General features: G+C 68.1%; 23 protein-coding genes and 1 pseudogene. 10 read left to right on the top strand and 14 right to left on the bottom strand.

The window, feature by feature from the left end:
- Nucleotides 1-7: 7 nt before the first annotated feature.
- Complete coding sequence (locus ACFVVK_RS07840; protein WP_390265675.1) at nucleotides 8-1,507, bottom strand: SDR family oxidoreductase; 1,500 nt, start codon at nucleotides 1,505-1,507, stop codon at nucleotides 8-10.
- A gap of 210 nt (nucleotides 1,508-1,717) precedes the next feature.
- Here ACFVVK_RS07840 and mfd point away from each other — a divergent pair, with 210 nt between their 5' ends.
- Together mfd and ACFVVK_RS07830 are read left to right on the top strand one after the other, a co-directional pair.
- A complete protein-coding gene (gene mfd / locus ACFVVK_RS07835; protein WP_390265673.1) occupies nucleotides 1,718-5,383 on the top strand; it encodes a transcription-repair coupling factor in 3,666 nt (1,221 codons plus the stop codon).
- 3 nt (nucleotides 5,384-5,386) lie between these two features.
- Nucleotides 5,387-6,214 (top strand): metal-dependent hydrolase, encoded by an 828-nt coding sequence (locus ACFVVK_RS07830; protein WP_390265671.1) that lies wholly within the window; start codon nucleotides 5,387-5,389, stop codon nucleotides 6,212-6,214.
- Between the two features lie 73 nt (nucleotides 6,215-6,287).
- Here the strand turns inward: ACFVVK_RS07830 and ACFVVK_RS07825 are convergent, their stop codons facing one another.
- The 6 genes from ACFVVK_RS07825 to nirB all read right to left on the bottom strand — a co-directional run bounded on the left by ACFVVK_RS07825 (nucleotide 6,288) and on the right by nirB (nucleotide 13,359).
- A complete protein-coding gene (locus ACFVVK_RS07825) occupies nucleotides 6,288-6,512 on the bottom strand; it encodes a hypothetical protein (RefSeq protein WP_390265669.1) in 225 nt (74 codons plus the stop codon).
- Between the two features lie 46 nt (nucleotides 6,513-6,558).
- Nucleotides 6,559-7,257 (bottom strand): deoxyribose-phosphate aldolase, encoded by a 699-nt coding sequence (gene deoC / locus ACFVVK_RS07820; protein ID WP_390265667.1) that lies wholly within the window; start codon nucleotides 7,255-7,257, stop codon nucleotides 6,559-6,561.
- Between the two features lie 77 nt (nucleotides 7,258-7,334).
- The gene (locus ACFVVK_RS07815) at nucleotides 7,335-8,243 is read right to left on the bottom strand and encodes an FAD-dependent oxidoreductase (RefSeq protein ID WP_390265665.1); all 909 of its coding nucleotides are present in this window, start codon (nucleotides 8,241-8,243) and stop codon (nucleotides 7,335-7,337) included.
- Between the two features lie 186 nt (nucleotides 8,244-8,429).
- Entirely contained in the window at nucleotides 8,430-9,614 is a 1,185-nt protein-coding gene (locus ACFVVK_RS07810) for a uroporphyrinogen-III synthase (protein WP_390265663.1), read from the bottom strand.
- An 8-nt stretch (nucleotides 9,615-9,622) separates the two neighbouring features.
- Nucleotides 9,623-10,657: a uroporphyrinogen-III C-methyltransferase gene (gene cobA, locus ACFVVK_RS07805; RefSeq protein ID WP_390265661.1), complete on the bottom strand. Its 1,035-nt coding sequence runs from the start codon at nucleotides 10,655-10,657 to the stop codon at nucleotides 9,623-9,625.
- A gap of 2 nt (nucleotides 10,658-10,659) precedes the next feature.
- The gene (nirB, locus tag ACFVVK_RS07800) at nucleotides 10,660-13,359 is read right to left on the bottom strand and encodes a nitrite reductase large subunit NirB (RefSeq protein WP_390265659.1); all 2,700 of its coding nucleotides are present in this window, start codon (nucleotides 13,357-13,359) and stop codon (nucleotides 10,660-10,662) included.
- A 258-nt stretch (nucleotides 13,360-13,617) separates the two neighbouring features.
- Here nirB and nirD point away from each other — a divergent pair, with 258 nt between their 5' ends.
- Nucleotides 13,618-13,995: a nitrite reductase small subunit NirD gene (gene nirD / locus ACFVVK_RS07795; RefSeq protein ID WP_390265657.1), complete on the top strand. Its 378-nt coding sequence runs from the start codon at nucleotides 13,618-13,620 to the stop codon at nucleotides 13,993-13,995.
- A gap of 10 nt (nucleotides 13,996-14,005) precedes the next feature.
- Here nirD and ACFVVK_RS07790 read toward each other — a convergent pair whose 3' ends face one another.
- Nucleotides 14,006-15,748 carry a phospho-sugar mutase gene (locus tag ACFVVK_RS07790; RefSeq protein ID WP_390265655.1) on the bottom strand — a complete coding sequence of 581 codons (1,743 nt, stop codon included), beginning with the start codon at nucleotides 15,746-15,748 and terminating at the stop codon, nucleotides 14,006-14,008.
- 119 nt (nucleotides 15,749-15,867) lie between these two features.
- Between ACFVVK_RS07790 and ACFVVK_RS07785 the strand changes: the two genes are divergently transcribed.
- On the top strand, nucleotides 15,868-16,347 hold the full coding sequence (locus ACFVVK_RS07785) for an RrF2 family transcriptional regulator (RefSeq protein WP_390265653.1): 480 nt from the start codon (nucleotides 15,868-15,870) through the stop codon (nucleotides 16,345-16,347).
- An 18-nt stretch (nucleotides 16,348-16,365) separates the two neighbouring features.
- Here the strand turns inward: ACFVVK_RS07785 and ACFVVK_RS07780 are convergent, their stop codons facing one another.
- A complete protein-coding gene (locus tag ACFVVK_RS07780) occupies nucleotides 16,366-17,184 on the bottom strand; it encodes a purine-nucleoside phosphorylase (protein WP_390265651.1) in 819 nt (272 codons plus the stop codon).
- A 115-nt stretch (nucleotides 17,185-17,299) separates the two neighbouring features.
- On the opposite strand from ACFVVK_RS07780, the gene ACFVVK_RS07775 reads away from it, so the two are divergent.
- Nucleotides 17,300-18,715 carry an NAD(P)H-quinone dehydrogenase gene (locus tag ACFVVK_RS07775; RefSeq protein ID WP_390265649.1) on the top strand — a complete coding sequence of 472 codons (1,416 nt, stop codon included), beginning with the start codon at nucleotides 17,300-17,302 and terminating at the stop codon, nucleotides 18,713-18,715.
- A 38-nt stretch (nucleotides 18,716-18,753) separates the two neighbouring features.
- Nucleotides 18,754-19,482 carry a hypothetical protein gene (locus tag ACFVVK_RS07770; RefSeq protein WP_390265647.1) on the top strand — a complete coding sequence of 243 codons (729 nt, stop codon included), beginning with the start codon at nucleotides 18,754-18,756 and terminating at the stop codon, nucleotides 19,480-19,482.
- Between the two features lie 7 nt (nucleotides 19,483-19,489).
- Here the strand turns inward: ACFVVK_RS07770 and ACFVVK_RS07765 are convergent, their stop codons facing one another.
- Nucleotides 19,490-19,783 carry a hypothetical protein gene (locus ACFVVK_RS07765; RefSeq protein WP_390265645.1) on the bottom strand — a complete coding sequence of 98 codons (294 nt, stop codon included), beginning with the start codon at nucleotides 19,781-19,783 and terminating at the stop codon, nucleotides 19,490-19,492.
- 134 nt (nucleotides 19,784-19,917) lie between these two features.
- A pseudogene (locus tag ACFVVK_RS07760) lies at nucleotides 19,918-20,143 on the bottom strand (hypothetical protein); the annotation flags it as partial.
- A 341-nt stretch (nucleotides 20,144-20,484) separates the two neighbouring features.
- Between ACFVVK_RS07760 and ACFVVK_RS07755 the strand changes: the two are divergent.
- A complete protein-coding gene (locus ACFVVK_RS07755; RefSeq protein WP_390265643.1) occupies nucleotides 20,485-21,483 on the top strand; it encodes a trypsin-like serine peptidase in 999 nt (332 codons plus the stop codon).
- A 28-nt stretch (nucleotides 21,484-21,511) separates the two neighbouring features.
- Here ACFVVK_RS07755 and ACFVVK_RS07750 read toward each other — a convergent pair whose 3' ends face one another.
- The gene (locus ACFVVK_RS07750) at nucleotides 21,512-21,835 is read right to left on the bottom strand and encodes a hypothetical protein (protein ID WP_390265982.1); all 324 of its coding nucleotides are present in this window, start codon (nucleotides 21,833-21,835) and stop codon (nucleotides 21,512-21,514) included.
- 27 nt (nucleotides 21,836-21,862) lie between these two features.
- Between ACFVVK_RS07750 and ACFVVK_RS07745 the strand changes: the two genes are divergently transcribed.
- The 3 genes from ACFVVK_RS07745 to ACFVVK_RS07735 all read left to right on the top strand — a co-directional run bounded on the left by ACFVVK_RS07745 (nucleotide 21,863) and on the right by ACFVVK_RS07735 (nucleotide 23,807).
- Nucleotides 21,863-22,252 (top strand): hypothetical protein, encoded by a 390-nt coding sequence (locus tag ACFVVK_RS07745; protein WP_390265641.1) that lies wholly within the window; start codon nucleotides 21,863-21,865, stop codon nucleotides 22,250-22,252.
- Between the two features lie 375 nt (nucleotides 22,253-22,627).
- On the top strand, nucleotides 22,628-23,101 hold the full coding sequence (locus ACFVVK_RS07740) for a DUF805 domain-containing protein (RefSeq protein WP_390265639.1): 474 nt from the start codon (nucleotides 22,628-22,630) through the stop codon (nucleotides 23,099-23,101).
- Between the two features lie 148 nt (nucleotides 23,102-23,249).
- On the top strand, nucleotides 23,250-23,807 hold the full coding sequence (locus ACFVVK_RS07735) for a flavodoxin domain-containing protein (RefSeq protein WP_390265638.1): 558 nt from the start codon (nucleotides 23,250-23,252) through the stop codon (nucleotides 23,805-23,807).
- A gap of 24 nt (nucleotides 23,808-23,831) precedes the next feature.
- Here the strand turns inward: ACFVVK_RS07735 and ACFVVK_RS07730 are convergent, their stop codons facing one another.
- Entirely contained in the window at nucleotides 23,832-24,542 is a 711-nt protein-coding gene (locus tag ACFVVK_RS07730; RefSeq protein ID WP_390265636.1) for a hypothetical protein, read from the bottom strand.
- Between the two features lie 65 nt (nucleotides 24,543-24,607).
- A complete protein-coding gene (locus ACFVVK_RS07725; RefSeq protein WP_390265634.1) occupies nucleotides 24,608-25,240 on the bottom strand; it encodes a hypothetical protein in 633 nt (210 codons plus the stop codon).
- Between the last annotated feature and the right edge of the window lie 505 nt (nucleotides 25,241-25,745).

Here is a 25,745-nt window from a genome sequence, read left to right as displayed (position 1 = left end):
GAACATCCTACGTGCTCCGCCCGGCAGGCTCCGATTCGAGGTTTTCCAGTTTGCGCGCGGCGGCCGTGATATTCCGCGACATCGCGGGAAATATGACGCTGTGGAACGGCAGCACGGCGAGCCAGTAGAGGCGGCCGCTGAGGCCCTTGGGGAAGAAAATCGCCCGCTGCAGGTAGCGGCTGCCCGTCCCCTCCGGCTCCACGGAGAGCTCGAGCCAGGCCCGGCCCGGGGCCCGCATTTCGGCACGCAGGCGCAGCAGCCGGCCGCGATCGATCCGCTCAACCCGCCACCAGTCCACCACTTCGCCCTCCGCCAGCAGGTGCGGGTGCCGGCGCCCGCGCAGCAGGCCGGCGCCGCCGGTGAGCTTGTCCAGCCAGCCGCGCACCTGCCACGCCAGCGGAAGCGAGTACCAGCCGTTGCGGCCACCGATTCCTTCGATGATGGTCCAGACGTGCCGCGGGTCCACGTCGCTGGGGAAGCTGCGCTCGTCCACGTACACCCGGTGCCCTGCCCAGTCCGGGTCGCTGGGGAGGGGATCGGCGTCGACGCCGGCGCTGGCCCATGTGGTCTCGACCTGCCCGTCCCGTTCCTTGCCCAGGGCGAGGGCCACGGCCCTCCGGTAGGGGGTCAGCCCGCCCGCCGGCGCCGGAATGTGGGCGTCGATGTCATGTTCCCGGGAGACGGCGTCGTGCTGGAGCGATTCGACCAGTGGCAGCGACATGGCCAGCGGGATGGGGGTGACCAGGGCAACCCACATGCCGGCCAGCCTGGGCACGGGCACCGGCAGCGCCAGCACTACCCGGTGCGGCAGGCCGGCCTCTGCGGCGTATTCCTGCATCATCTCCGCGTAGGTCAGCACCTGGCGGCAGCCGATATCGAACGTGCGGTTGATGGTTTCTTCCAGCGACGCCGCGGCCACGAGGTAGTGCAGCACGTCCCGGACGGCGATCGCCTCGATCTTGTTGCGCACCCAGCTCGGCGCGGGCATCAGCGGCAGCGTCTCGGACAGGTGCCGGATCATTTCGAACGACGCCGAGCCGGAGCCTATGACGACGCCGGCCTGGAAGACCACCGCGTCCACCGGGCTGTCCAGGAAAACTTTCCCCACCGCCTCCCGGGAGCGCATATGGGTGGACAGTTCGGTGCCGGTCGGGTGCAGTCCGCCGAGGTAGACAATGCGGTCCACTCCTGCCGCGGCCGCCGCGCGGGCCGCCGTCCCGGCCATGGCCTTTTCCTTGGCTTCGAAGCCTTTTCCGGCCGCCATGGAGTGGACCAGGTAGTAGAGAACGTCGACGCCGTCGAGTGCCTTGCGCAGGGCGTAGCCGTCGTCGAGGCCGCCCTGGACCACCTCCACGTCGTCCAGCCACGGCACGCCGGCGATCTTGGCCGGGGTCCGGACCACGACTTTGACTGTATGGCCGGCTTCCAGGAGCCGGGGAACCAGACGGCCGCCGATGTACCCGGTAGCGCCGGTGACCAGGACCGTCTTGGTGGGTGTGCCGTTCATGGGTGGCTCCTACTCATCCAGCGTTCTCGTCCTTTTGCCAGCCTAGCCCGGGAGCCCGGAGGAGTCAGCGGGCAATCGGGGCATGGCAGGGTGCCGGCGGCCGTGTGTGGGTGGCCCGGGCCCGCGCGGTAGGCTTGGAAGCCCCGGGATTCTCGCGAATTCCGGCTATTCGTGTTGCCTGCATCCGTGAACACACCAGGAGCAACAGTTATGAGCCTCAACGGCCCCTCACTCACCGGTCTGCGCCGCGTCCTCGCCGAGGACCGAAACTACGCCCGCGTCCGGTCCGAGGCCTCCCGCGGGTTCGCCGCCCGCAGCGAGGACTACCAGATCAGCGCCCCGGCCGGTCTCCGGGCGACGCTGCTCGCTGAAGTCGCCGACGGGCTCTCAGCCCTGGCCGAGGGTTCGTCCGACGCAGCGCCCGTCGTCCTGGCCGTCACAGCGACGGGACGGGAAGCGGAAGACCTGGCAGAGGCCCTGCGCGCCTATCTCCCGGCCGGGGCGGTCGCCGAGTTCCCCAGCTGGGAAACCCTCCCGCATGAACGGCTCTCCCCGCGCTCGGACACGGTGGGCCGCCGGCTCTCCGTGCTCCGCCGCCTGGCGCACCCGGAATCCGGTGGCGCCGGTGCCCTGCGCGTTGTGGTGGCGCCGGTCCGTGCGGTGGTCCAGCCCATCGTGGCGGGCCTCGGCGAACTGGTGCCCGTGACCCTGGCGGTCGGCCAGGACGTCCCGTTTGGCGATGTGGTCAAGAACCTGGCGGCAGCCGCCTATGCCCGCGTGGACATGGTCACCCGCCGCGGCGAATTCGCGGTGCGCGGCGGCATGCTGGATGTCTTCCCGCCCACCGAGGACCACCCGATCCGGGTCGAGTTCTTCGGTGATGAAGTCGAACAGATGCGCTGGTTCGCCGTCGCCGACCAGCGCTCGCTCTCGGCGCCCGGCGTCCACCACCCCACCGAGCTGCACGCCCCGCCCTGCCGGGAAATCCTCATCACCCCGTCCGTCATGTCCCGGGCGGCGACGCTGAAGTCCCAGCTGCCGGCCGCGGCGGACATGCTGGAGAAGATCGCCGGCGGCATCACGGTCGAGGGCATGGAATCGCTGGCGCCCGTTCTCGTGGACGCCATGGTCCCGTTCCTGGACCAGCTCCCGTCCGGTTCCGTCGCCGTGGTGATCGAACCGGAAAAGGTCCGCACCCGGGCCCACGACCTCGCCGCCACCAACGAGGAATTCCTCGAGGCGGCCTGGTCCACGGCTTCCGACGGCGGGAGGGCGCCTTTGGCGTTGGACACTGTTTTGAGCTCGCAGGCGTCGGAGGCCCTGCATTCGGCCAGCTTCCGGTCGCTGGCCGACACCCGCACCACAGCCCTCGCCCACGAAGTCTCCTGGTGGTCCATCACGTCCCTGGCCACGGACGAGGAGCTCCTGCCCGACGTCGATGTCCTGAACCTGCACGCCCGCGAACCCCGCGGCTACCAGGGTGAAGTGGCCGAGATGATGGACTTCATCGGCTCCCGCGTCCGCGACCAGTGGCGGATCGTGGTGGTCACGGAGGGCCCCGGGCCGGCCCAGCGCCTGGCGGAACTCTTCCATGACAATGACATCCCGTGCGCCCGGGTGGACGCCCTCGCCGAGGAGCCGCAGCCCGGGCTGATCGAGGTGACCACCGCCGCCGTCGGGCGCGGCTTTGTCCTGGATCCTTTGAAGGTGGCGCTGCTGACCGAGGCCGACCTGCTCGGCCGGACCTCCGCAGGGTCCACGAAGGACATGCGCCGGATGCCCTCCAAACGGCGGAACGCCGTGGACCCGCTGCAGCTGGTGGCCGGGGACTTCGTGGTCCACGAACAGCACGGCATCGGCCGCTTCGTGGAACTGATCCAGCGCAAGGTGGCGGGCGGGGGAGACGGGGTCCGGGAGTATCTGGTCCTCGAATACGCCCCGTCCAAGCGCGGGGCCCCAGGCGACCGGCTTTTCGTGCCCACCGACCAGCTGGACCAGGTCACACGCTACGTCGGCGGGGACGCCCCCGCGCTGAGCAAGATGGGCGGCGCGGACTGGGCGAGCACCAAATCCAAGGCCCGCAAGGCGGTCAAGGAAATCGCCGGCGAACTCATCCGGCTGTACTCGGCCCGGATGGCGTCCCGCGGCCACGCGTTCGCCGCGGACACCCCGTGGCAGCGTGAGCTGGAGGAGGCCTTCCCGTACGTGGAGACCCCGGACCAGCTGACCACCATCAACGAGGTCAAGGCCGACATGGAGCGCGAGATCCCCATGGACCGGCTCATCTCCGGCGACGTCGGTTACGGCAAGACCGAGATCGCCGTCCGCGCGGCGTTCAAGGCGGTCCAGGACGGCAAGCAGGTTGCCGTCCTCGTGCCCACCACGCTGCTCGCCCAGCAGCACTACGAGACCTTCACCGAGCGGTTCTCCGGCTTTCCGCTCAGGGTCCGGCCGCTGTCCCGCTTCCAGGGCGCTAAGGAGGCCAAGGAGACGGCCGAAGGGGTCAAGAGCGGCGCCGTCGACGTCGTCATCGGCACCCACCGGCTGTTGTCCAAGGACTTCGGCTTCAAGGACCTCGGCCTAGTGATCGTGGACGAGGAGCAGCGCTTCGGCGTCGAGCACAAAGAGGCGCTGAAGAAGATGCGCACCAACGTGGACGTCCTGGCCATGAGCGCCACGCCGATTCCCCGCACCCTGGAGATGTCCCTGACCGGCATCCGCGAAACCTCCACCCTGGCGACTCCGCCCGAGGAGCGCCACCCGGTGCTGACCTACGTGGGTCCGTACACGGACAAGCAGACCTCCGCCGCCATCCGCCGCGAGCTCATGCGGGAAGGGCAGGTGTTCTTCGTCCACAACCGGGTCTCCACGATCGACCGCACCGCGGCGAAGATCCGCGAGCTGGTCCCGGAGGCACGGGTGGAGGTCGCCCACGGCAAGATGTCCGAGGGCCGGCTCGAACAGATCATCGTGGACTTCTGGGAAAAGCGCTTCGACGTCCTGGTCTGCACCACCATCATCGAGACCGGGCTGGACATCTCCAATGCCAACACCCTGATCGTGGACGGGGCGGACAAGTACGGCCTGTCGCAGCTGCACCAGCTGCGCGGCCGTGTGGGCCGCGGCCGCGAACGGGCGTACGCCTACTTCCTCTACCCCTCGGAGAAGCCCCTGGGCGAGGTGGCGCTGGAACGCCTCAAGGCCGTCGCCACGCACAACGAGCTTGGCGCCGGCATGCAGCTGGCCATGAAGGACCTGGAAATCCGCGGCGCCGGCAACCTGCTCGGCGGCGAACAGTCCGGCCACATCCAGGGCGTCGGATTCGACCTGTACATCCGGCTGGTGGGCGAGGCCGTGGCCGACTACCGGGGCGAGGCCGAGGAAAAGGCCGCCGAGATGAAAATCGAGCTGCCCGTCAACGCGCACCTGCCGCACGACTACGTGCCCGGCGAGCGGCTGCGCCTTGAGGCCTACCGGAAGCTGGCCGCCGCGCTCACGCACGAGGCCATCGAGGAGGTCCAGGCCGAGCTCGTGGACCGCTACGGCGAGCTGCCGCTGCCGGCGAAGAACCTAATCGACGTCGCCCGCTTCCGGGTGGGGGCCCGCGAGGCCGGGCTCTCCGATATCGCGCTGCAGGGCAACTTCATCAAGTTCTCCCCGGCCCAGCTGCCCGAGTCCAAGCTCATGCGCCTCACCCGCATGTACCCGGGCGCGCAGGCGAAGCCGGCGCTGGACGCGGTGCTCATCCCGAAGCCCAAGACCGCGCGGATCGGCGGCAGGGACCTGCAGGACGCCGAAATCCTGGAGTGGGCCAACGGCGTCATCCGCAACATCTTCACCGACGCTCCTGTTCCGCTCGAACAGACCAGGGGTTAGGCCATGATGGGGGGACACCACGCCGCGTCGGGAGCCGCGGCGTGGGTAGCCATTGCCTCGACCGGACCCTTCGCGCTCGGCTGGTACCCGCTGGATCCCACCGGAATCGTGATCGGTGCCATGGCCACGGCGGGGACCGCGCTGGTCTGCGACTGGGACCACCGCTCCAGCACCGTGGCGCACGCGCTGCCGCCGCTGTCCAACCTCGTGGCGCGCGGAATTGAGAACGTCAGCGGAGGCCACCGGCAGGGCACGCATTCGGTGCTGGGCGCGGCGTTCTTCGTGCTGCTCGCCATGATCGCCGGGCAGTTGCAGGTTCAGACCCAGTGGGGACTGCTGTCCGTCGGGGCCGGGCTGCTGTGCATGTTCATGATCAACATCGCCGCGAAGGCCCTGAAGCTCTTCCCGAAGTACGGCTGGATCAGCAACTGGATCTTCGCCCTTGTCATGGCAGGGCTCGTCACCTGGTTTGCGCCGCACCAGTGGACCTGGCTCCCGGTTTCGATGCTCACCGGCGTGCTGGTGCACATTGTGGGTGACATGATCACCACCGGGGGAGTGCCGCTGCTCTGGCCGCTGGTGATTAAGCCGCCGAAGGTCCTGCGGAAACTGCCGCTGCTCAAAAACGTCTGGAAAGCCAACGGGGCGTTCTCCATCCCGCTGCTGGGCCGGGCCGGCTCACGCCGCGAATGGCTGGTCCTCATCCCGGTGAGCGGCTACGCGATGGTGGGGATCCTTGGCGCGGGACTGGCCGTGGCCAAGGCGCACATCCCGGCAGCACTGGCGCTGGGTACGGGACTGCTCAGAAGCCTGTTCGCGCTGCTGCCCTAAGCAACAGCCGCGCTTAAACGAGGAAGGCTCCGGACATCCGGAGCCTTCTTCATCTTTTTTAAAACAAACAAGCCTAGTTTTCGCCGGCCGAATCCGAGCGGCCCAGCAGCGTCTGCGGGATCCAGAACGCCAGGGCGAACAGGCCCAGGCAGACGGCCATCGGCCAGGGGTTCTCCAGCGTGAGGAAGGACAGCGAGTAGAGCGCACCGAAGAACAGGATCATCATCAGGGCAAAAAGGACGATGGACGAGCCGAGGCTGTTCTCGGTCTGCGGGCTCTTCGTGGTGTTGCTGGACATTCGTTCCTCCTCGGCCCCGGGGGGCTCAAAACTGGGCGCCGCCGGTTCAGTACGCGGACGAACCCTGTTCACCCTTGACGATCGCGATACCGGAGCTGGCGCCAATACGTGTTGCACCTGCAGCAATCATAGCCTGTGCATCAGCCAGCGAACGCACGCCGCCGGAGGCCTTGACCCCCAGCCGATCGCCCACCGTGCGGCGCATCAGGGCGACGTCCTCGGCAGTGGCCCCGCCGCCGTTGAAGCCGGTGGATGTCTTGACGAAGTCGGCCCCGGCCTCCACCGCTGCCTCGCAGGCGAGCACCTTCTGGGCGTCATCCAGCAGCGCCGTTTCGATGATGACCTTCAGGATCGCCCCGCCGTCGTGGACGGCATCGGCGACGGCGGTGATGTCATCCACCAGCGTGCCCTTGTCATTGGCGCGGGCCGCGGCGATGTTGATCACCATGTCCACCTCTTCGGCGCCGTCCAGGACGGCGCCGCGGGCCTCGAAGGCCTTGACATCGCTCGGTGTGGCGCCCAGCGGGAACCCAACCACGGAGCACGTCAGCACGCCGGAGCCCTTGAGCGCGGTCTGGACGGTCTTGACCCAGACCGGGTTCACGCAGACCGACTTGAAGTGGTACTCGGCCGCCTCGGCGCAGACCTTGAGGATCTCAGCCTCGCTGGCCTCCGGCTTGAGCAGGGTGTGGTCGATGTAAGAAGCAATGTCGGGCGTGCCCGCGGTGGCGGCTTCGTGGCTCATGGTGGTCCCTTTCGTCGCTGACCATCTTGCCACAGGAGTCTGCCCGGCAGGCGCCCGCCGGACCGGGCCGGGCCGGCTCAGGCGGCCGCCGGGAGGGGCCGGGCCATGGTGGCCTCCAGCAGCTGAGACGCACATACCGAGGCGGCGGAACCGGAAGCCACCAGGAGCCCCAGCCGGACGCCGTCGTAGGCCGCGGCGTCACCGATCGCCCAGATGCCCGGCACCGACGTGCGGAAGTCCCGGCCGATGACGATCCCGCCGCCGGGCGCGGTGCTGAGCCCCGCGGTGGCGGCCAGCCCGTCGCGGGCGATGCGATCCTCGGCAAGGATCACAAGGTCACCGTTCATGCTGGAGCCGTCCTCGAAGAGGATGCCGGCGGCTGGCAGGACGGATCCGGCGAGGGTGGGAACGACGGCCGCGGGACGGACGGTGGTGCGGACCGGGCGGACGCCGCGGGCCCGGAGGACGGCCTCGGCCTGGCCGGCGGCGGAGCCGGTGCCGACCAGGATGCCCAGGGGGCGCCGGCCGAGGACCCGGGTGACGTCCTTGACGGCCTCGCCCAGCCGGGCGGCGTCGTCGATCGTGGAGTAGCTCAGGCAGCGTGCGGCGCCCTCCACCGGCGCTTCGGCGGGGGCGGATCCGGTGGCGATGACGAGCTCGTCGTAGTTGAACTCCATGCCGTCGGCGGTGGTCACACGGCGGTTCTCCGCGTCAATGTAGCTGGCCGGCTGGCCGAAGCGCACCGACACCTGGGGCAGGACAGCGAGCTCCAGCAGTTCCTCCGGGGCGTCATCGCGGTTGCTGAGCACGGTGATGGCGCCGGCATACGGAGCCCGGGTGAGTTGCCGGACGAGGGCCTGCGCGGCCGGACCGGCGCCGGCGATCACAATCCGGGGCTGGCCGGCCGTCGTTGAAGAGGCGGCGCCGGAAGCTGCCGCTGTTGAGGAGGGAGTGCCGGAGGTGGGTGACAGTGCTGGAGCGGACATGTGCAGGCCCTTTCGCTGGGCGGCCGCCGTCGTGCGGCCTGTGTGCTTGATGAACCCCAGCGTAGGCGTCCGTTTTTTCCGCAGTGTTTCCCGGGTGTTGCCTGTTTTTCCCCGCCCGTTCGCCAGTTTTTACTGGCCGGTAATGAGGTGGGTCACACCGGGGCAAGGACCCGCGGGCGCCTTGCGTCAGACCCGGATCCGGTAGCCGCGCTTCACGACAGTCTCCACGAGCCGGGTGTCCGGCAGCGCCGACCGCAGCCGGCTGACGGTCATGTCCAGGGCGTGTACGGAGCCGCGCAGCTCCAGCAGCTCCGAGAGCGCTTCGCGGGAGAGCACGGCGCCGCCGGCGCCGATCAGCGCCCGCAGCAGCAGCAGCGGTGCGGGCGCCATTTCGACGGTCTCGCCGTTGATGCGCAGCGACCGGCCGCGCAGCTCCACGCTGCCAGCGACGGTGTCGAGCCGGCGGACGTGGTTCAGGGCCAGGTGCTCGCAGACGAGCCGGATCAGGGCGCCCATCCGGTAGCGTTCGGGGATCAGCGGCTGCAGCCCGGCGTCAAGCAGCGGCTGCGCCGTGATGGGCCCGACGACGGCGGTCGCCACCGTGCTCTTCAGGCTCTCCACGAGCTGCTTGTAGACGCCCATCTCGTGCGCGGTGCTCCACATCGCATCCACGGCGGGGGCGCTCGTGAAGGTCAGGACGTCCAGGTTGCCGCTGCACGCGGCTTCGATGAGCCTGGGCAGCCGGTCGGCGCCGTCGGGCTTGACCCACCGGTACGGGGTGGCGGTCAGGACGGTGGCGCCGGACATGCGCAGCCGCTCGAGCTGCCGGACATCGGTGTAGCCGTGCAGCTGCACAGCGACCGTCTTGCCCCGCACGCCCTCGGCCAGGAGCATGTCCACGAGCGTGGAGGTGGTTTCGTCGCTGCTGATCCCGACGTCGGCGAGCCCGGCCGCGCGGACGGCGCCGCGGGCCTTGGGCCCGCGCACAAACATCCGGGTGGCGGCGAGGGTCTCCAGCAGCTGTTCGCCGATGCCGAAGGTGTCCGCGGCCTCGCACCAACGGCGCATGCCGTACGCGGTGGTGGCGATGCAGAGATCGGGCCTGGCGGCGATGATGGCCCGCGTGTCATCGATCAGGCTTTGGTCCTCCCGGACCGGGGCGATTTTCAGCGCCGGGGCGTGGAGCACCTCCGCACCGCGGCGCTCCAGAGCCTCAATGAGGTCCTGCGAGCGGCGGTGCGAGGTGACGCCGATCCGGAATCCGTCCAGCGGCAGGTCCTTCTCGGGCCCGTCATCGGCAGGGTCCGGCGTGCCGGAAGTGGCGGTGGCGCCGGGCTCCGGCGCGGCGGCGGTGGCGTTCAGTGCGCTCATGTGAATCCTCAGGCTTCCAGCAGTGATGCGGCCAGGCGGTCGAGCTCTGCCGTCGCCTCGGCACAGCCCCGGTTGGCTTCCGCCACCCGGACGACGTCGCCGATCACCAGGACGGCCGGGTTGCTGCAGCCGGCGGCTGCGGTGGTGATGGTGCCCAGCTCGGCGATCGTGGTGCGCTGGCCGGGCCGGTAGCCGCGTTCCACGACGGCCATCGGCATGTCGGCACGCATCCCGGCCCGGCGGAGCCCGGCTGCGAGATGGTGCAGGGTGCCGATGCCCATTAGGACCACAATGGTACCGCCGAGCCCGGAAAGGTGCGTCAATTCGTTCTCGGTCAGCGGGGCATGGCCTGAAACAACGGTGAACATGTGGCTGACCTCGCGGTGGGTGACCGGGATGCCGGCGGCGGCCGGCACCGAGATGGCGCTGGTGACGCCGGAGATGACGCGGACCGGAACCCCTGCCGCGACGCAGGACGCGACTTCCTCTCCTCCCCGGCCAAAGACGTAGGGGTCCCCGCCCTTGAGCCGGACCACGTTGTTGCCGGCCAGTGCGCGGTCCACCATGAGCTTCTCAATGTCGCCCTGGCTGACCTTGTGATGGCCGGGCTTCTTGCCGACGTCCACGAGCTCGGCCGAGGTCAGGGACGGCAGCTCCTGGTACGGCGCCAGCCGGTCGTAGAAGACGACGTCGGCGTCCCGCAGCGCGTCGATGGCCGCCACGGTCAGCAGCTCGGTGGTCCCGGGGCCGCCGCCCACCAAGGTGACGTGCCCGGCGGGGCCCGCGGCGGGTTCGGCCGAGATGGGGATGCCGGCAGCGCGGCAGCGTTCCAGCAGGGTGTCCCATCCGGGATGCCCGTCGTCGACTGCCGCCACCAGGAAGGGCCGTTCCGGCAGGGGTCCGTCGTGCCCGGCGCCCTGGGGAGTGCTGAGCCGGGACACCACGGCGCCGGCTGCTTCGTAGCGGCGCACGGCCTGGCGGGCGGCGGTTTCGGAGCCGGTGACCAGGACTTCGCGTCCCGTGAGGTCAATGGTGAGCTGCATGGCTATACCTCGTTCTCGACAGGCAGGCCCGGGGTGGTGGCACGGACCGGAATGGAAGCGCCGATCAGGACAGGCTGCTGACCGGCTGCCGCCTTCTCCTCTGCCGTCGCGGGGCGCATCTGGCCGCGCTCGTCGGGGACGAAGGTGATGGAGTCATCCTTCTGGTCCGGGGCGTTGACGAACGAGCGGAAACGGCGCAGGCGCTCGGGGTCCTTCAGGGTGTCGGCCCATTCATCGACGTACGTGTCAACGTGCTTGGCCATGGCCGCCTCAAGGTCCTCGGCGATGCCCAGGGTGTCCTTGACCACCACGTCCTCGACGTGCTTGATGCCGCCGTCGAGCTCCTCCTGCCAGCGCGCGGTGCGCTGCAGGCGGTCGGCGGTGCGGATGTAGTACATGAAGTAGCGGTCGATGTACCTGATCAGGGTTTCGTCGTCGAGGTCCTTGGCCAGCAGCTGGGCGTGCGCCGGGGTGGCGCCCCCGTTGCCGCCGACATACAGGTTCCAGCCGTCCGCCGTCGCGATGACGCCGACGTCCTTGCCCCGGGCCTCGGCGCACTCGCGGGCGCAGCCGGAGACGCCCATCTTCAGCTTGTGCGGGCTACGGAGGCCGCGGTAGCGCAGTTCAAGATGGATGGCCATGGCCACCGAGTCCTGGACGCCGAAGCGGCACCAGGTGGAGCCGACGCAGGACTTCACGGTGCGCAGGCTCTTGCCGTAGGCCTGGCCGGATTCGAAGCCGGCGTCCACGAGCAGCTTCCAGATTTCCGGCAGCTGCTCCAGCCGGGCGCCGAACATGTCGATGCGCTGGCCGCCGGTGATCTTGGTGTAGAGGCCGTACTGCTCGGCCACCGCTGCGATCACGCCGAGCTTCTGCGGGGTGATCTCCCCGCCGGCGATGCGGGGGACCACCGAGTAGGTCCCGTCCTTCTGCATGTTGGCCAGGGCGCGGTCGTTGGTGTCCTGCAGGGTGCCGCGGCCGGCGTCCAGGACGTAGGCGCTGTTCTGGCTGGCCAGGATGTTGGCGATGGTCGGCTTGCAGATGTCGCAGCCCGCGCCGGTGCCGTACTTGGCCATGATTTCTTCGAACGAGGTCAGTTCCAAGACGCGGATGGCGTCGAACAGTTCCTGCCGGGAGAGCTCGATGTGTTCGCACAGGGCCTTCGAGACCTCGACGCCGGACTTGGTCAGTTCCGTTTCGAGCAGCTTCTTGAGCATGGGCACGCAGGAGCCGCACTGGGTTCCGGCGCGGGTGCAGCCCTTGAGCTCGCCGAGTTCCTGGACGGGGGCGTTGCCCTCGCAGGCGCCGCAGCCGTTGATGGTGTCACGGATGGTTCCGGCGGTGACGTTGTTGCAGGAACACAGGGTGGCGTCGTCCGGAAGTTCGGTTTCCGGGGCTTCCCCGCCGCCGGCGGCGGTGAGGTAGGCGCCGGGCTCGGCCGCCAGCTCACGGCCGAGCATCGGGCGCAGGGACGTGTACGGGGCGGCGTCGCCGACAAAGATGCCGCCGAGGAGGGTCTTCGCGTCGTCGGTGGTGACGATCTTCTGGTAAACCCCTCGGGCGGGGTCGGCGTAGACGATCTCGAGGGCGTGTTCGGTCCTAGCGAAGGCGTCGCCGAAGCTGGCGACGTCGACGCCGGACAGCTTGAGTTTGGTGGCGGTGTCGAAGCCGGGGAACGTGGCCTCGCCGCCGTGCAGCCGGTCAGCGACGATTTCGGCCATGGTGTTGGCCGGGGCGACGAGGCCCAGGCACATGCCGCCGAAGTTCGCGACCTCGCCGATGGCCCAGATGCCGGGGACCTCGGTTTCGCAGCCGTCGGAAATGACGACGCCGCCGCGGGGGCCGAGTTCGAAGAGCTGCTCGCCTTTTTGTCCGTCCGGGCCATCCGCGGCGCGGAACAGTTCGTCGCGGGGCTTGACGCCGATCGCGACGATGACGATGTCGGCCTCGACGATCCGGCCGTCGGCCATGAGGACGCCGGTGACCTGGCCGTCGTCGTCGGACAGGACCTCGGTGGGGAAGACACCGCCGTGGACGGTAAAGCCCTTGGCTTCGATCAGGCGGCCGAGGGCCTGCCCGGCGCCCTCGTCCAGCTGGGTGTTCATGAGCCAGGGCGAGCCGTTGATGACCACGGGGACGGCGCCGAGCTGTTCGGTGCCGGCGGCGGACTCGAGGCCCAGGAGGCCGCCGCCGATCGTCACCGCGGTGACCTGGCGGCCCAGCTTTTCGGTCAGGTCCGCGATGGCCTTGTTGATGGACCAGACGTCCTCAAGCTTGCGGTAGACGTGGGTGAGCTCGGCGCCGGGGATGGGCAGTCGGGCCGCGTCCGAGCCCGTGGCGACGACGAGCTCGTCGTAGGGGTACACGCTGCCGGCGGCGGTGGCGACGGTCTTGCCGGCCGGGTCGATGCTGATGACGCGCTCGCCGGTTTTGAGGGTGAGGGCCTCGTGGTCCCACATGGAGGCATCGCCGAGGGTGAGGTCGACATCGGCGTCGGTGAGCGCCTTGCTCAGTGCGACGCGGTCGTAGGGGAGGTGGGCTTCCTCGGTGAGGACGGTGACCTGCCAGCCGTCGAGGCCGCGGGCGTGCATGGCGTCGGCGAAACGATGGGCTGCGGGGCCGCCGCCGGCCACCACGATGCGTCGCGGGCTGGCGGCGCTGGCTGCGCCAAGGTTCTGGTGGCTTGAAGTCTGTCCGGTCACGGTGGGCCTTTCGCATGGGCCGCAGACGGTGCTCTGCAGCTTGTCCGTTCAGCCTAGGGAGGCGCAGTTTCGCTTCAGTTTCCCAATTGTTTCGTGATCTTAACTTCTGCATCACGAATGGATTTCCGATCACGTGAACTCTCTTTTACGCGCCGGACACATTGACTGCACCCGGTTGTTACACCGCAGCCCTAGCTTGGAGAGGTGGCCGCGCCAGCGGTCCTGCCCGGAGGAACGGGTACGTTGAGAGGGGCCAAAATGACCGCAGTACTTGAACTTGTTGGACGCGCGTTCCAGGGAGAAGGCGACGTCGTGGCCGGCTGGCACGGCGTGTGCGCCGTTGCGGACCTGGAACCCGGGTGGGGCGAGGCCGCGCTGATTGCCGGCCGGCAGGTCGCCCTGTTCAGGACCCTGGCCGGTGAGGTTTTCGCCGTCGCCCAGGAAGATCCGGCCACCGGTGCCCACGTCATGGCGCGCGGCATCACCGGTTCCAGCGGTGCGCGCCCGACCATCGCCTCCCCGCTGCACAAGGAGGTCTACGACCTCGCCACCGGTGAATGCCTCACGGCACCAGGGCTCCGGCTCGCCACGTTCGCCACCCGAGTCGTGGACGGCTACATCGAGGTCGAGCTGTAAGGGAACCCCGCTACAGGCCCAGGGCCTCTCGGACGTCCGCGAGGACGCTGTCCAGGGCGGCGCGGGCCTCGGCCCGGGCCGCCGGCAGTTCCGCGGCCGAGCCGACGCTGCGGATGACCTCCAGGTAGCACTTAAGCTTCGGCTCGGTGCCGCTGGGCCGGATGATGACGCGGCTGAGGTCCTTCGCCACATACAGCAGCCCCTCGGTGGGCGGCAGGTTCTCGCTGCCCTCGGCGAGGTCCGTGACCGTCTCGACGGCGGAACCGCCGAAAGATTCCGGCGGGCTGACCCGCAGCCGGTTCATCATGGCATCCAGCAGGCCCAGATCCGCCACACGGATGCTGAGCTGGTCGCTCGCATGCAACCCGTGCACAAGGTAGAGCTCGTCGAGGGTGTCAAATATGGTCTTACCCGCGGCCTTGGCCGCCGCCGCGAGTTCGGCGATCAGGACCGCCGCGGCGATCCCGTCCTTGTCCCGCACCAGCGACGGGGCAACGCAGTAGCCCAGCGCCTCCTCATAGCCGTACACGAGTCCGGGCACCCGGGCGATCCATTTGAAGCCGGTCAGGGTTTCCTCATGCGCATAGCCCGCCGCGGCCGCGATCCGCGCCAGCAGCCGTGAGGACACGATCGAGTTGGCGAACACGCCCTCTGACGCGTCGCTGCCGCCGGCTGCCTGCCGGGCCACGACGTGCGCGCCCAGCAGGGCACCGACCTCGTCGCCACGCAGCATGCGCCAGGCCCCGGTGGCCGGGTCTTTTGCCGCGACGGCTGCCCGGTCGGCGTCGGGGTCGTTGGCAATGACGATGTCGGCGTCGACGCGGGCGGCCGTTTCCAGGGCCAGGTCCAAGGCGCCGGGCTCCTCGGGATTGGGGAAGTTTACGGTGGGGAAGTCCGGGTCCGGCTGCGCCTGCTCCGCGACGAGGGTGACGTCGGCGAAGCCGGCCGCGTTCAGCACGGCGGCGGCCGTCGCGCCGCCCACACCGTGCATGGGGGTCAACACGATTTTCAGGTCGCGGGCCGGGAAGTGCTCCGGTGCCGCCAACGCGGTGACGGCGGCCTCGTAGTCGGTGGTGATGGAGGACTCCAATACGGTCCACCCGTCCGCGGCCAGGGCGACGGACTCCACGGCGTCGACGGCGTCGATCTTCGCCGCGATCAGGGCATCGTACGGTGCCACGATCTGGGCGCCGCGGCCGCTCTCCTCGACGGCATGGCGGCCAAGGTACACCTTGTAGCCGTTGTCCTGAGGCGGGTTGTGGCTGGCGGTGACCATGACGCCGCCGTCGCACTCCAGCGCGCGCACCGCGTAGGCGAGCAGCGGGGTGGGCAGCGCGGCCGGCATCAGGAAGGTTTCAACTCCGGCGGCGGTGAGGACTGCTGCCGTTTCCTCGGCGAAGATGTCGGAGTTGTAGCGGGCGTCGAAGCCCACGACGGCGCGTGGCCGGGCCCCGGGGGAGGTCTGCGCGACGGCGTTGGTCAGGAAGGCGGTGAACCCGGCGGCGGCGCGGCGCACCACTAAGCGGTTCATCCGGTTGGGACCCGGGCCCAGGGCTGCCCGGAGCCCCGCGGTGCCGAACTGCAGGGTGCCGCTGAAGCTGTCGGCCAGTTCCTGGCGGGCCGCCGGGACGCCCGCCTCTGTCAGGCGGATCAGCTCGATCAAGGCGGTGGCAGTGGCGGGGTCCGGGTCCTGGTCTGCCCAGTCGCGGGCGTCGCTCAGGAGTCGGGCGAGTTCGGCATCAGAAGACGTCATAGGAACCAAACTATCGCCAATCGCGGGCGATTCCCGCGCCGGCAATCGGGAGTCGGGTTTCAGTTGACTCGTCACAGGCCCCTTGACACCCAAATTTCCGGATACGTAGTGTCTGAAATATGAAGATGGGCCGCGGGGTGGAATGGGCCGTTCACAGTTGTGTCAACATGTCGTGGACGCCGCCGGGGGAGCCGGTGAATAGTGCACGCCTCGCGGAGTACTACAAGCTCCCCGCCGCCTACCTCAACAAGCAGTTCCAGCCGCTGGTCCGGGCCGGGGTGCTGGACTCGGTCTCGGGTCCGCGCGGCGGCTTCCTTCTGGGCCGCAGGCCGGAAAACATCTCCGTCCTGGACATCGTCTTGGCCCTGGAGGGCACGGACCCGGCCTTCCGGTGTGCAGCGATCCTGGGGAATGTCCCGGAACCGGCCCGGCAGGAGAACTTCGCCCGGGCGTGCCTCATTTCCCAGACGATGCGCCAGGCCGAACTCGCCTGGCGCCAGGCCCTCGCCCGCCAGAGCATCGCCGGGCTCGCGGATTCGATGGAGCGCCGGTTCCCGGAGGACAAAGCGAAGGTCCTGGACTACCTGGCGGCGGACTAGCTGCGTGCCGGCCCTGGATCAGAGTTTGGCGATGATCTCCGCGAGCAGCTTGGAAATACGCGGTCCCGCGGCTTGCCCGGCCTCCAGCACTTCCCCGTGGCTGAGCGGCACCGGGCTGATTCCGGCCGCAAGGTTGGTAACGAGCGAGATGCCAAAGACCTCCATGCCGGCGTGCCGGCCCGCGATGGCCTCAAGCGCTGTGGACATGCCCACCAGGGACGCGCCGATCCGCTTGGCGTACTGGACCTCGGCGGGCGTTTCGTAGTGCGGTCCCGTGAACTGGGCGTAGACGCCCTCCTCCAGCGAGGGGTCCACCTCGCGGGCCAGGCCGCGGATGCGGGAGGAGTACAGGTCGGTCAGGTCCACGAACGTGGCGCCTTCCAGCGGTGAGGTGGCGGTGAGGTTGATGTGGTCGCTGATCAGCACCGGCGTGCCGGGCGTCCAGTCCTCGTTGAGGCCGCCGCAGCCGTTGGTCAGCACCAGGGTCTTGCAGCCGGCTGCCGCGGCGGTCCGCACCCCGTGCACCACGGCGCGGACGCCCTTGCCCTCGTAGTAGTGCGTCCGGGCGCCGAGGACCAGGGCGCGCTTGCCTTCCCTGGTCAGGACCGAGCGGATGGTGCCCACGTGGCCCACCACTGACGGTGCGGAAAAGCCCGGGATTTCGGCTGCGGACAGGGTGGCGGTGGTCTCGCCGATCAGTTCGGCGGCGTCACCCCAGCCCGAACCGAGGACCAGTGCAACGTCGTGGGACTCCACGCCTGTCTCTGCGGCAATGTAGTCGGCGGCAGCGCGGGCCGCCTCGAAGGGATCCGTGTTCAGGAATTCTGTTGTGCTCACCGGTACAAGCTACCGTGTGCCGCCCCCGCTGCCCAGCACCGCCGGCGGCGGCCGGGAGCGCCCCCGGGGACCGGATTATTGGTGGCTCGGTGGGGATGGTGGAGAATGGGTGATTGTGACTACGCATCCCGATTTCAGCTCGCCCCGTATCGCAATTCTTGGCGGAGGGCCCGGTGGCTACGAAGCCGCCATGGTCGCCGCCTCGCTGGGGGCGCAAGTCACCATCATCGAGCGCGCCGGTCTGGGCGGCTCCGCGGTGCTGACCGACGTCGTGCCGTCCAAAACCCTGATCGCGACGGCGGACCTGATGACCCGAGTCGGCGAGGCGGGGGAGCTGGGCGTCAAGTTCGACGTCGACGGCGGCGACTTTGCCCCCGCGATGCGGGCGGACCTCAAGCACATCAACGACCGCCTGCTGAACCTGGCACGGAAGCAGTCCGAAGACATCCAGGCCGGGCTCGAGCACCAGAACGTGCGCATCTTGCTCGGTTCCGGCAAGCTGCTGGACAACCACACCATCCAGGTTCTCACCGCCGACGGCACCGAAATCGTGGAAGCGGACACCATCCTGCTCGCCGTCGGCGCCCACCCGCGGGAGCTGCCCACCGCGCGGCCGGACGGCGAACGCATCCTCAACTGGGCCCAGATCTACAACATGGACGAACTCCCCGAGGAACTGATCGTGGTGGGCTCCGGTGTCACCGGCGCGGAATTCGCCTCGGCCTACAACGGCCTGGGTTCCAAGGTCACCCTGATCTCCAGCCGCGACCGCGTCCTGCCGGGCTCGGACACGGACGCCGCCGAGGTCCTTGAAGGCGTCTTCGAACGCCGCGGCCTGAAGGTGCTCTCCCGCGCCCGGGCCGAGACCGTGGAACGCACGGAGGACGGCGTCGTGGTCACCCTTGGCGACGGTTCGAAGGTGACCGGCAGCCACTGCCTCGTCTGTGTCGGTTCGATCCCCAACACGGCCGGAATCGGCCTGGAGGAAGCCGGCGTCGCGGTCACCGAGAGCGGCCACATCAAGGTCGACGGCGTCTCGCGCACCACGGCGCCGAACGTCTACGCCGCGGGTGACTGCACCGGTGTCCTCGCGCTGGCCTCCGTCGCCGCGATGCAGGGCCGGATTGCCGTGGCGCACTTCCTGGGCGACGCTGTCATGCCGATCAAGCTGCACCAGGTTGCGTCCAACATCTTCACGTCACCGGAAATCGCCTCGGTGGGCGTGTCCGAGGCGGAGATCGACTCCGGCAAGTATCAGGGTGATGTGGTCAAGCTGTCCCTGCGCAGCAACGCCCGCGCCAAGATGCGCAACCACCGCGACGGTTTCGTCAAGATCTTCGCCCGCAAGGGCTCGGGCACGGTGATCGGCGGCGTCGTGGTGGGCCCGAACGCCTCCGAACTCATCTTCGCGATCTCGATTGCCGTCACCCAGAAGCTGCACGTGGACGACGTCGCCAGCACCTTCACCGTGTACCCGTCGCTGAGCGGTTCCATCTCGGAAGCGGCGCGCCGGCTGCACGTGCACATGTAATCACAGTCCGGGCCCGCCGCAATCCGGAGGCTGATGCCATGCAGAGTCCCCGGGCCGTGATTGAGGCCGCCGAGCGGGCGGCCGAACGCTCTTCCGCCGATGGCGCCGCCGGCGAGGGCGTTGCCGGGAACGAGGAACGCTTTACCGGGTACGGCGTCACCGGCGTTCCGTTCAGTTCGGGCCACGTCCTGGCCTTGCGGCGCTTCGCGGCGTCCTCGATCGGGCCGGGGTACACCTCGGTCTGGATCCGAGACCCCGCCGGTGCCTGGTCGATGTACGGCACCGTGGACCCCGGGCTCTCCTGCCCCCGGTACTTCGGCGCCGCCCTCGAATCGGCGTCGACCTCCCGCATCTCCCTGGCGTGGAGCGGCGATCACACCTTCACGGTCGACGTCGACGGCGGCGCAGTGCTGCGCTGGGAGCTCACGCTGCGCACCACGCCGGTCAGCAGGTTCATGTCGGCGGTGTCCGGGGCTGTACCGCCCCGGCTCTGGCACAGCCGCCGTTTCTTGAAGGCCATGGGTGCCGCCGCCGGCCCGCTCCTGGGTGCGGGCCGGCTCAGGCTGACGGGCCACGTGCCCAACGGCCAGCGTTTCGACGTCCGCCCGCGCCGCATGTGGCTCGTCGCCGGCAGCCGGGCCGCGCTGCAGGGGCACGATCTGGGAAAGCCGACTGCCCTGCCGGTCCAGGACAGGCTGGGGGATTTCTGGATACCCCAGCGCGGCATCCTGATGCTGGGCACCGCGGTGTTCGAACCGGGAGGTTAAACGGACCTTACTGTTCGGCGCCGCCGTGCAGGCCGTCGTCGCTGCTGTCACCAGCGCGTGATCCTTCAGCGTCCTCCGGCGGCAGATCCATGTTCCCGCGTCCTTCGGCCATCGTCGGCCCGCCGGCGGGAACGTCGTAGCGCTCCGGCCGGATCCCGTGGGACTGTTCTTCAATCAGGGCCTGCTCTTCGCTGAAGCGGATGGCGTTGGCCTCATCGCCCGCATCGCCGGGAATGTCCTCGCGGAGCTTCGACGGGTTCGGAACCACAAAGCCTTCGCCTTTGTTGCCATTGTCAGTCATTGGTTCATCCTTCCAAGCGTGCTGTAAACCGAGTGCTGTCGAATCGGTGTTGTCCAATACATCGTAAGCATACTTTCCATTCTTTGGGCAGCAGGAACTACGGCCGTCCCGGACCTCGGGGAGGAAAAACGGACTCAGCGCCAACCAGCAGCGGGGGCCACGTGTTTGAGGATGCTCTCGAGCAGATTGGCGTTATAGTCCACGCCCAGCTGGTTTGGTGCGGCTGACCGACACGCGCGGGGTCCGGACATGGCCGGCGTCGGCCCATGCCTTGCGGAAGATGGCGATCTGCTCCGCCTGCAGCTCATCGAACGGGACACCCGTGTCTTCCAATAGCAGTGTCGAGCTCATCAGGTTCATGGGCACAACTGGAAAACCAACGAACCCCGAAAACGCTCCCTGACGGCCTACGACCACTGAACCCAATAGGACTTAATCATCCAGGGGAGATGCAGGTTGATGCACCCGTGAGGATGGATTTGTAACCTGACTTGGCTCATGTCCCGGGCCTGCCGACGACGAGGGCTGCCTGATCTGCGGTTTTTGTTTTCCGGCCTCGGGAATGGGGCACGAACGTGACAGCCGCTGAGCCGCAGTTCAGCCTGTAACGGCTGGGTAACGGCAGAGTGCCAGCCTGTGGGGTACAGGCACCAGCTGGTGTCCTGGGTGCGTTGAACCGATCCACGTCACGGGAGAGCAGCATGAGTCTGGACCAGGAAATCCCCGATGAGGCCGTCGCGATGAGCACTGCGCCAATGACATGGCAGGAACTGCGCCGCCGGAGGCGCCAGGACGCTACCGAAGAGCTGCCGCCCGAGCTGAGCGCGCTCACTGACGGCCACCTGCCGGCGAAGGCCATCCAGGTCCTCGACCGTACCGACCTGCGCACCGATATTTCGTCTGAGCGGGTGCGGGACGTGGAAGCGTACCGGCCGCCCTGGGTCGCCTCGGCGTTTGTTCCGAACCGGTCGGGGCGGCCCGAGCCGCCTCGGATCCGCCATCGGGGCTCGGATCTCACCCCGCTCACCATTTGGCAGCCGGAGAGCCGGACCATCTATAACGACACCTCCTTTCCGTGGGGATGCGTCTGCCGGATTGTGACGGCCCGGGGAGCGGTCGGCTCGGGAGTGCTCATCGGTCCCCGGCACGTCCTGACGGCCAGCCATGTCGTTGACTGGAGCACCTCCGACGCCGAACGTATTGAGGTGCACCGGCATGGCGGCACGGTTGCCGCGACAGCTTTCGACACCCACGCTTTTGCATTCACCCACATCACCTCGGTTTCCTATGGCACATTGGATGAGGACTATGCAGTCCTGATCCTGGACCAGCGGCTCGGTGACCGATTTGGGTTCATGGGCTGCAAGCAGTACAACAGCTCCTGGGATGATGACCATGTGTGGTGGACCATTGGCTACCCGACGGATATCGGGACCGGACTGTTTCCGACCTTCCAGCGGGACCAGTCCCTCGACGAGGACGAATTCGACCTTGGCTCCGGCCGGGCCATGACCACCTCGGCGGACGCGATGAAAGGCCAATCCGGCTCCCCGGTGTTCGGCTGGTGGGATGACCTGCCCTTCGTGGTTGCTGTCGTCTCTGCGGAAGGACAAGTGGTCCTGAGCGGACTCGAGAACTGGTGTTCCGGCGGTGCCGACCTCAACCGCACCATCCACAAGATGCGCGCCGATTTTTCCTAACCGGCGCAGCTCCCGCCGCGCCGTCGTCCTACCTCTCCAGGATCCTGGGGTGGTCCTCTCCCGGGCGTCTGCCTAGAGCGTGTCTCCTAATGCGGCGCTCCAAATCAAGACCGCGTGGAGGACTGCGGCCGAGCGGTACGTGAGGGGCGAGTTTGTCGTGCTGGGTGGCCAGGGAACGCCAGTTCTTGAGGGTATTGAAGCTGCGTTCGACGACGTTGCGTCGCTTGTAGGCGTCCCGGTCATAGGTGACGGGCCGGCCACCGGTGGATCGCTTGCGTTTGCGGTTGGCTTTCTGGTCCTCCTTCTCGGGGACGACGCAATGGATGCCGCGGGCGCGCAGGTAGGCGCGGATCGCGCGGGAGGAGTCCGGAAGGCATCGGTGAAACGCAACCGGTTCGTCAAGCCCGGCGCCGCGACAAAGAGCGTGAACCGTGAACTGGAGGCCAAAGCACGCGACCTTGCGGGGATCAAGGGCTACGTCACCAACCTCACCGATCTACCGAAGGAGGAGGTGATCGCCGCCTACCACCGGCTATTCGAGGCCGAGAAGTCCTTCCGCATGTCCAAGTCCGATCCTGTTGGCCAGACCGATCTTCCACACACCCGCCACTCGATCGAGGCGCACCTGACGATCGTGTTCGCCGCCCTCGCCGTCTCACGCTGGCTGGAAGCAGCAAGCGGCTGGTCGATCAGCGGGCTCGTGAAGACCACTAAGCTGAGCCAAGTCAGGTGCACCCGTGAGGATGCATTTGTAACATCCCTTCGATGAAGCGTCCTAGCTGCTACTTGTGTGAAAAAGTGACGCTATTTCCACCGAGTCCATCAATGCGGACTTTAAAGGCAGGTTCAGAAGCGTCGTTGAAATTCCAGCCACTTCTCATAGTTGAGCATTGTCCTGGTTCAAGTTTTGCATCCCAGTAGTGTTCTACTTTGTCGTCCTGGACGGAACGGACATCGAAGTCGCCATCCGCAGCACTGTTGCAGCGCGTGCGGGTCCGGTGGTATTCCCGGGCCGGGACAGCTGGCTGAGAACGTCCACCGGCACGAATGAACGCGGTGTAAATTCTTGCCGCCCGGCGGGCATTTCCGGGCGCCGGCGGCCCTAGGATGAGTCTCGTTATCCGCACTCGTTAAAGGGGACTACATGAGCTATCCGCAGCAGCCAAACGCATTGCCGCCCCAGACCGGGGAGCCGCCGCTTTGGGCGCCGCTTTACGGGGCCACCATCAAGCAGGCCGTCCAGCGATTCTTCAAAAAGTACGCCACCTTCTCCGGCCGTGCCAGCCGCAGTGAGTACTGGTGGTGGGCTCTGGTGTCCCTCATCGTGAGCATCATCATCAACATCATCACGAGCACGGGTACGACGACGAGTGCGTCTGGAGCCGCCGTGACAGGACCTGGCGCCGTCATCGGGATGATCCTTGCTGTCATATGGGGGCTAGGGACGATCGTTCCGTCCCTGGCCCTCCTGGCCCGGCGCCTGCATGATGTGAACCTGAGTGCCTGGCTGATCCTGCTGGTCCTGGTGCCGATCCTCGGCGGCCTCGCGCTGTTGGTGATGACGATCCTGCCGTCCAATCCGGCCGGTCAGCGGTACGACCAGCCCACCGGTTACTAGGAGCACTTTTACTAGGAACACTCTCGAAAGCGAGAATCCCTGGCCGGGATCGCGGTCAGGGACTCTTCGCATTCAGCGTCCCGAACGTCGCCACCCGCCGGGGCGTTAGACCCTACGACCCGGGCCCGCAGCGCTTCCACACTGGATCATGGCCAACATCTATGTTCCGTACGGGACCGTTGAAGGACAGACAGCACAGATTGCCGACTACATCGGCGGGGTGATCAAGGCGCACGGGCACCAGGCGGAGACGGCGGACCTCAAGCACGCAGGGGACGTCCTCCCGGACGGCTTCGACGGGGTGATCGTGGCGGCTTCGGTTCACCTGGGCAAACACGAGGGGCATGTCACGGGCTTCGTGAAGAAGAACCGCGGCGAGCTCGAGCGGTTGCCCTCTGCCTTGGTTTCGGTCAGCATGGCAGCCCACGGAGACGAGGAGACCGCGGAGGGCTATGTGACGAAGTTCGAGGAAGACACCGGGTGGCGGCCCGCGCATGTCGGGTTGTTCGCCGGCGCGCTGCTCTACACCCACTACGGGTTCATCAAGAAGCACCTGATGAAGAAGATCGTCAGCGACAAGGGCTCCCCGGACACGGACACCACCCGGGACTACGTCTACACCGAATGGGATGGCGTCCGGCGCTTCACCGAGGACTACCTGGCGCGGCTGGCCGGCACGCCCAACCAGGCCCCCGGCCACGCGTAGAGGTGCCAGGCGCAGGAACGAGGCTCAGGAGCAGGCATAGGGCGGAACCGCGGCGCCGGGCGCGAACGGGGTGAACCACCGCTCGAAACCAAGCTGGCCGGCGTCGTCGGTGCTCCCGGAGCCTGCGGCGCCGTCGTCCTCGTCGTCGGGGTACAGCGCGTCACTGTCAGCGTCCTCGAGAAGAACCTCCGCGACGTCGGCACGCCAGTCCTCCGGCAGGTCCAGCTCGTAGATGTCCTCGGTGATTTCGGCCTGATCGAGCAGGCAACGGACGGCGAGCTCGCCGGCAAGGCAGCCGGGTGCGGTCCAGCCGCGGGCGAGCGAGGCGGTCACATCAGCCGCGACGACGATGAACTTCTGGGTGAACTTTGCGTCATAGCTGGCGGCAAACTGTGGCGGGAGCGATGACAGAACGGAGGTCCCGGCGATGTCGGCCGGTGTGATGACCGCCAGGCTGCTGAGCGCTCCCAGGTCGCGGAACAGCTGGTCGATGAGGATGCTGGACGAGTTCCACAGGAGTCCGGCCAGCAGGCGGGCCTGGCGCACGGCCCTCTGGCGGTCAACAGGGGAGACGGCGGCCATCTCGGCCAGGTCTTCCGGATCAAACTGGAGCCGCTGCTCGGCCGTCATGTCGTCCGGGTGCGGGTCGAGGCCCAGCAGTTCCAGGCTCAGCCCGGTGAGTTTTCCGGCGTCGGCCAGGAGTTCTTCGGTCATGTCGTCGTCTTCGGCGCTCATGGCCCGATGCTACCTGCCGTTCAGCGGTGGTCCGATTCGCGTTACGCGGCAGATGAAGGCCGGTTCTAGGTGGCCGCCGCGTGGTGGTCCCCGGTGGCCGCGCCTCCGGTCACCATTCTCGCCGAAGCCAGGTAGCTGATCCCGGTGATCAAGGGGACCAGGCTGGCCGCGATGAGCGTGGCGACCGGGCCGGACCTTGCGATGAGGGTGATCAGCAGCGGCAGCACGCCCAGGGCCACGAGCAGCCAGCCGGCCAGCGCGGTGCGTTTCAGGCCCAGCACCGCCGCCGGGAACGCCAGCGCGACGACGCTGACGGCGATGATGGGTCCGTTGTCGCCGACGAAGCTGCGCAGGGCGGCCGGGTCGAAGGCGAGCCACAGGCACGCCGCGATGAATGCAGAAGCAAGGGCGAGCAGCAGGGGAGCGGTGGGCGCCGGCCAGAACCAGGCGGCGGCCGCCAGGATAAGCGTCGGTACCAGCCACACGAGGGTGATCAGCAGTCCGGCATTTCCGCCGGGATCCTGCATGGCGTAGGCGATGATGACGATTCCCGCGAGCACCGTGAACACGGCCATGATCGCCGCCCCGGTGCGGGTCAGGACCGTGGCCCGCCGCTGCGGATCCTGCTGGCGTGTCATAGCGATCACGACGGCGACCACAACGATCGCGCCGAGCGCCAGAATGACCGAAACGTCCATGGGATGCCTCCTGCTGACAAACGGAGCCTCAGTCCATTGCATCCACACCCCGGCGGCTGTGGCAAGGGGAGAAGGGCCCGCTCGGCGGGCCAGAACCTATGGGCCGGCTGGGCTACGGCGCGGCGGAAAGAAGGCGCATACAGGCAGCACGAGCCCGAGCACCACGAGGATGGCCAGGCTGACGGTCGCGAGGCAAATCCGGCCGATCTGGACAGTCACCTTCCTCGTGGGCACGACGTCACCCTACACCCCGCGTAGCCGGTGAAGTGCTCGGCGAACACGATGCTTCCGGCCCGCGGCCCCGTGCCCGTGACGTTGATCTCCAGCCGCTGGCCCAGGCCCTGGAGGGGGCGAGGGGCCAGGCTAGAAGGGCGGGGGTTCTGGCTGCTGGGGCGGGTGGCGGGGTTCAGCGAATGGGGCTGCTTCGGTGTGGTATTCCCGGCCCAGGGGTGAACGCCAGGCAAGGTCCCCGGTTGGGGATGAGTGTTTGTAGGTCCAGGCGCCG

The sequence above is a fragment of the Arthrobacter sp. NPDC058192 genome (genome assembly GCF_042883665.1).
Classification (GTDB): domain Bacteria; phylum Actinomycetota; class Actinomycetes; order Actinomycetales; family Micrococcaceae; genus Arthrobacter.
The sequence above is the reverse complement of the archived record's forward strand: the minus strand, read 5'-3'. Positions and strand labels throughout refer to the sequence as shown.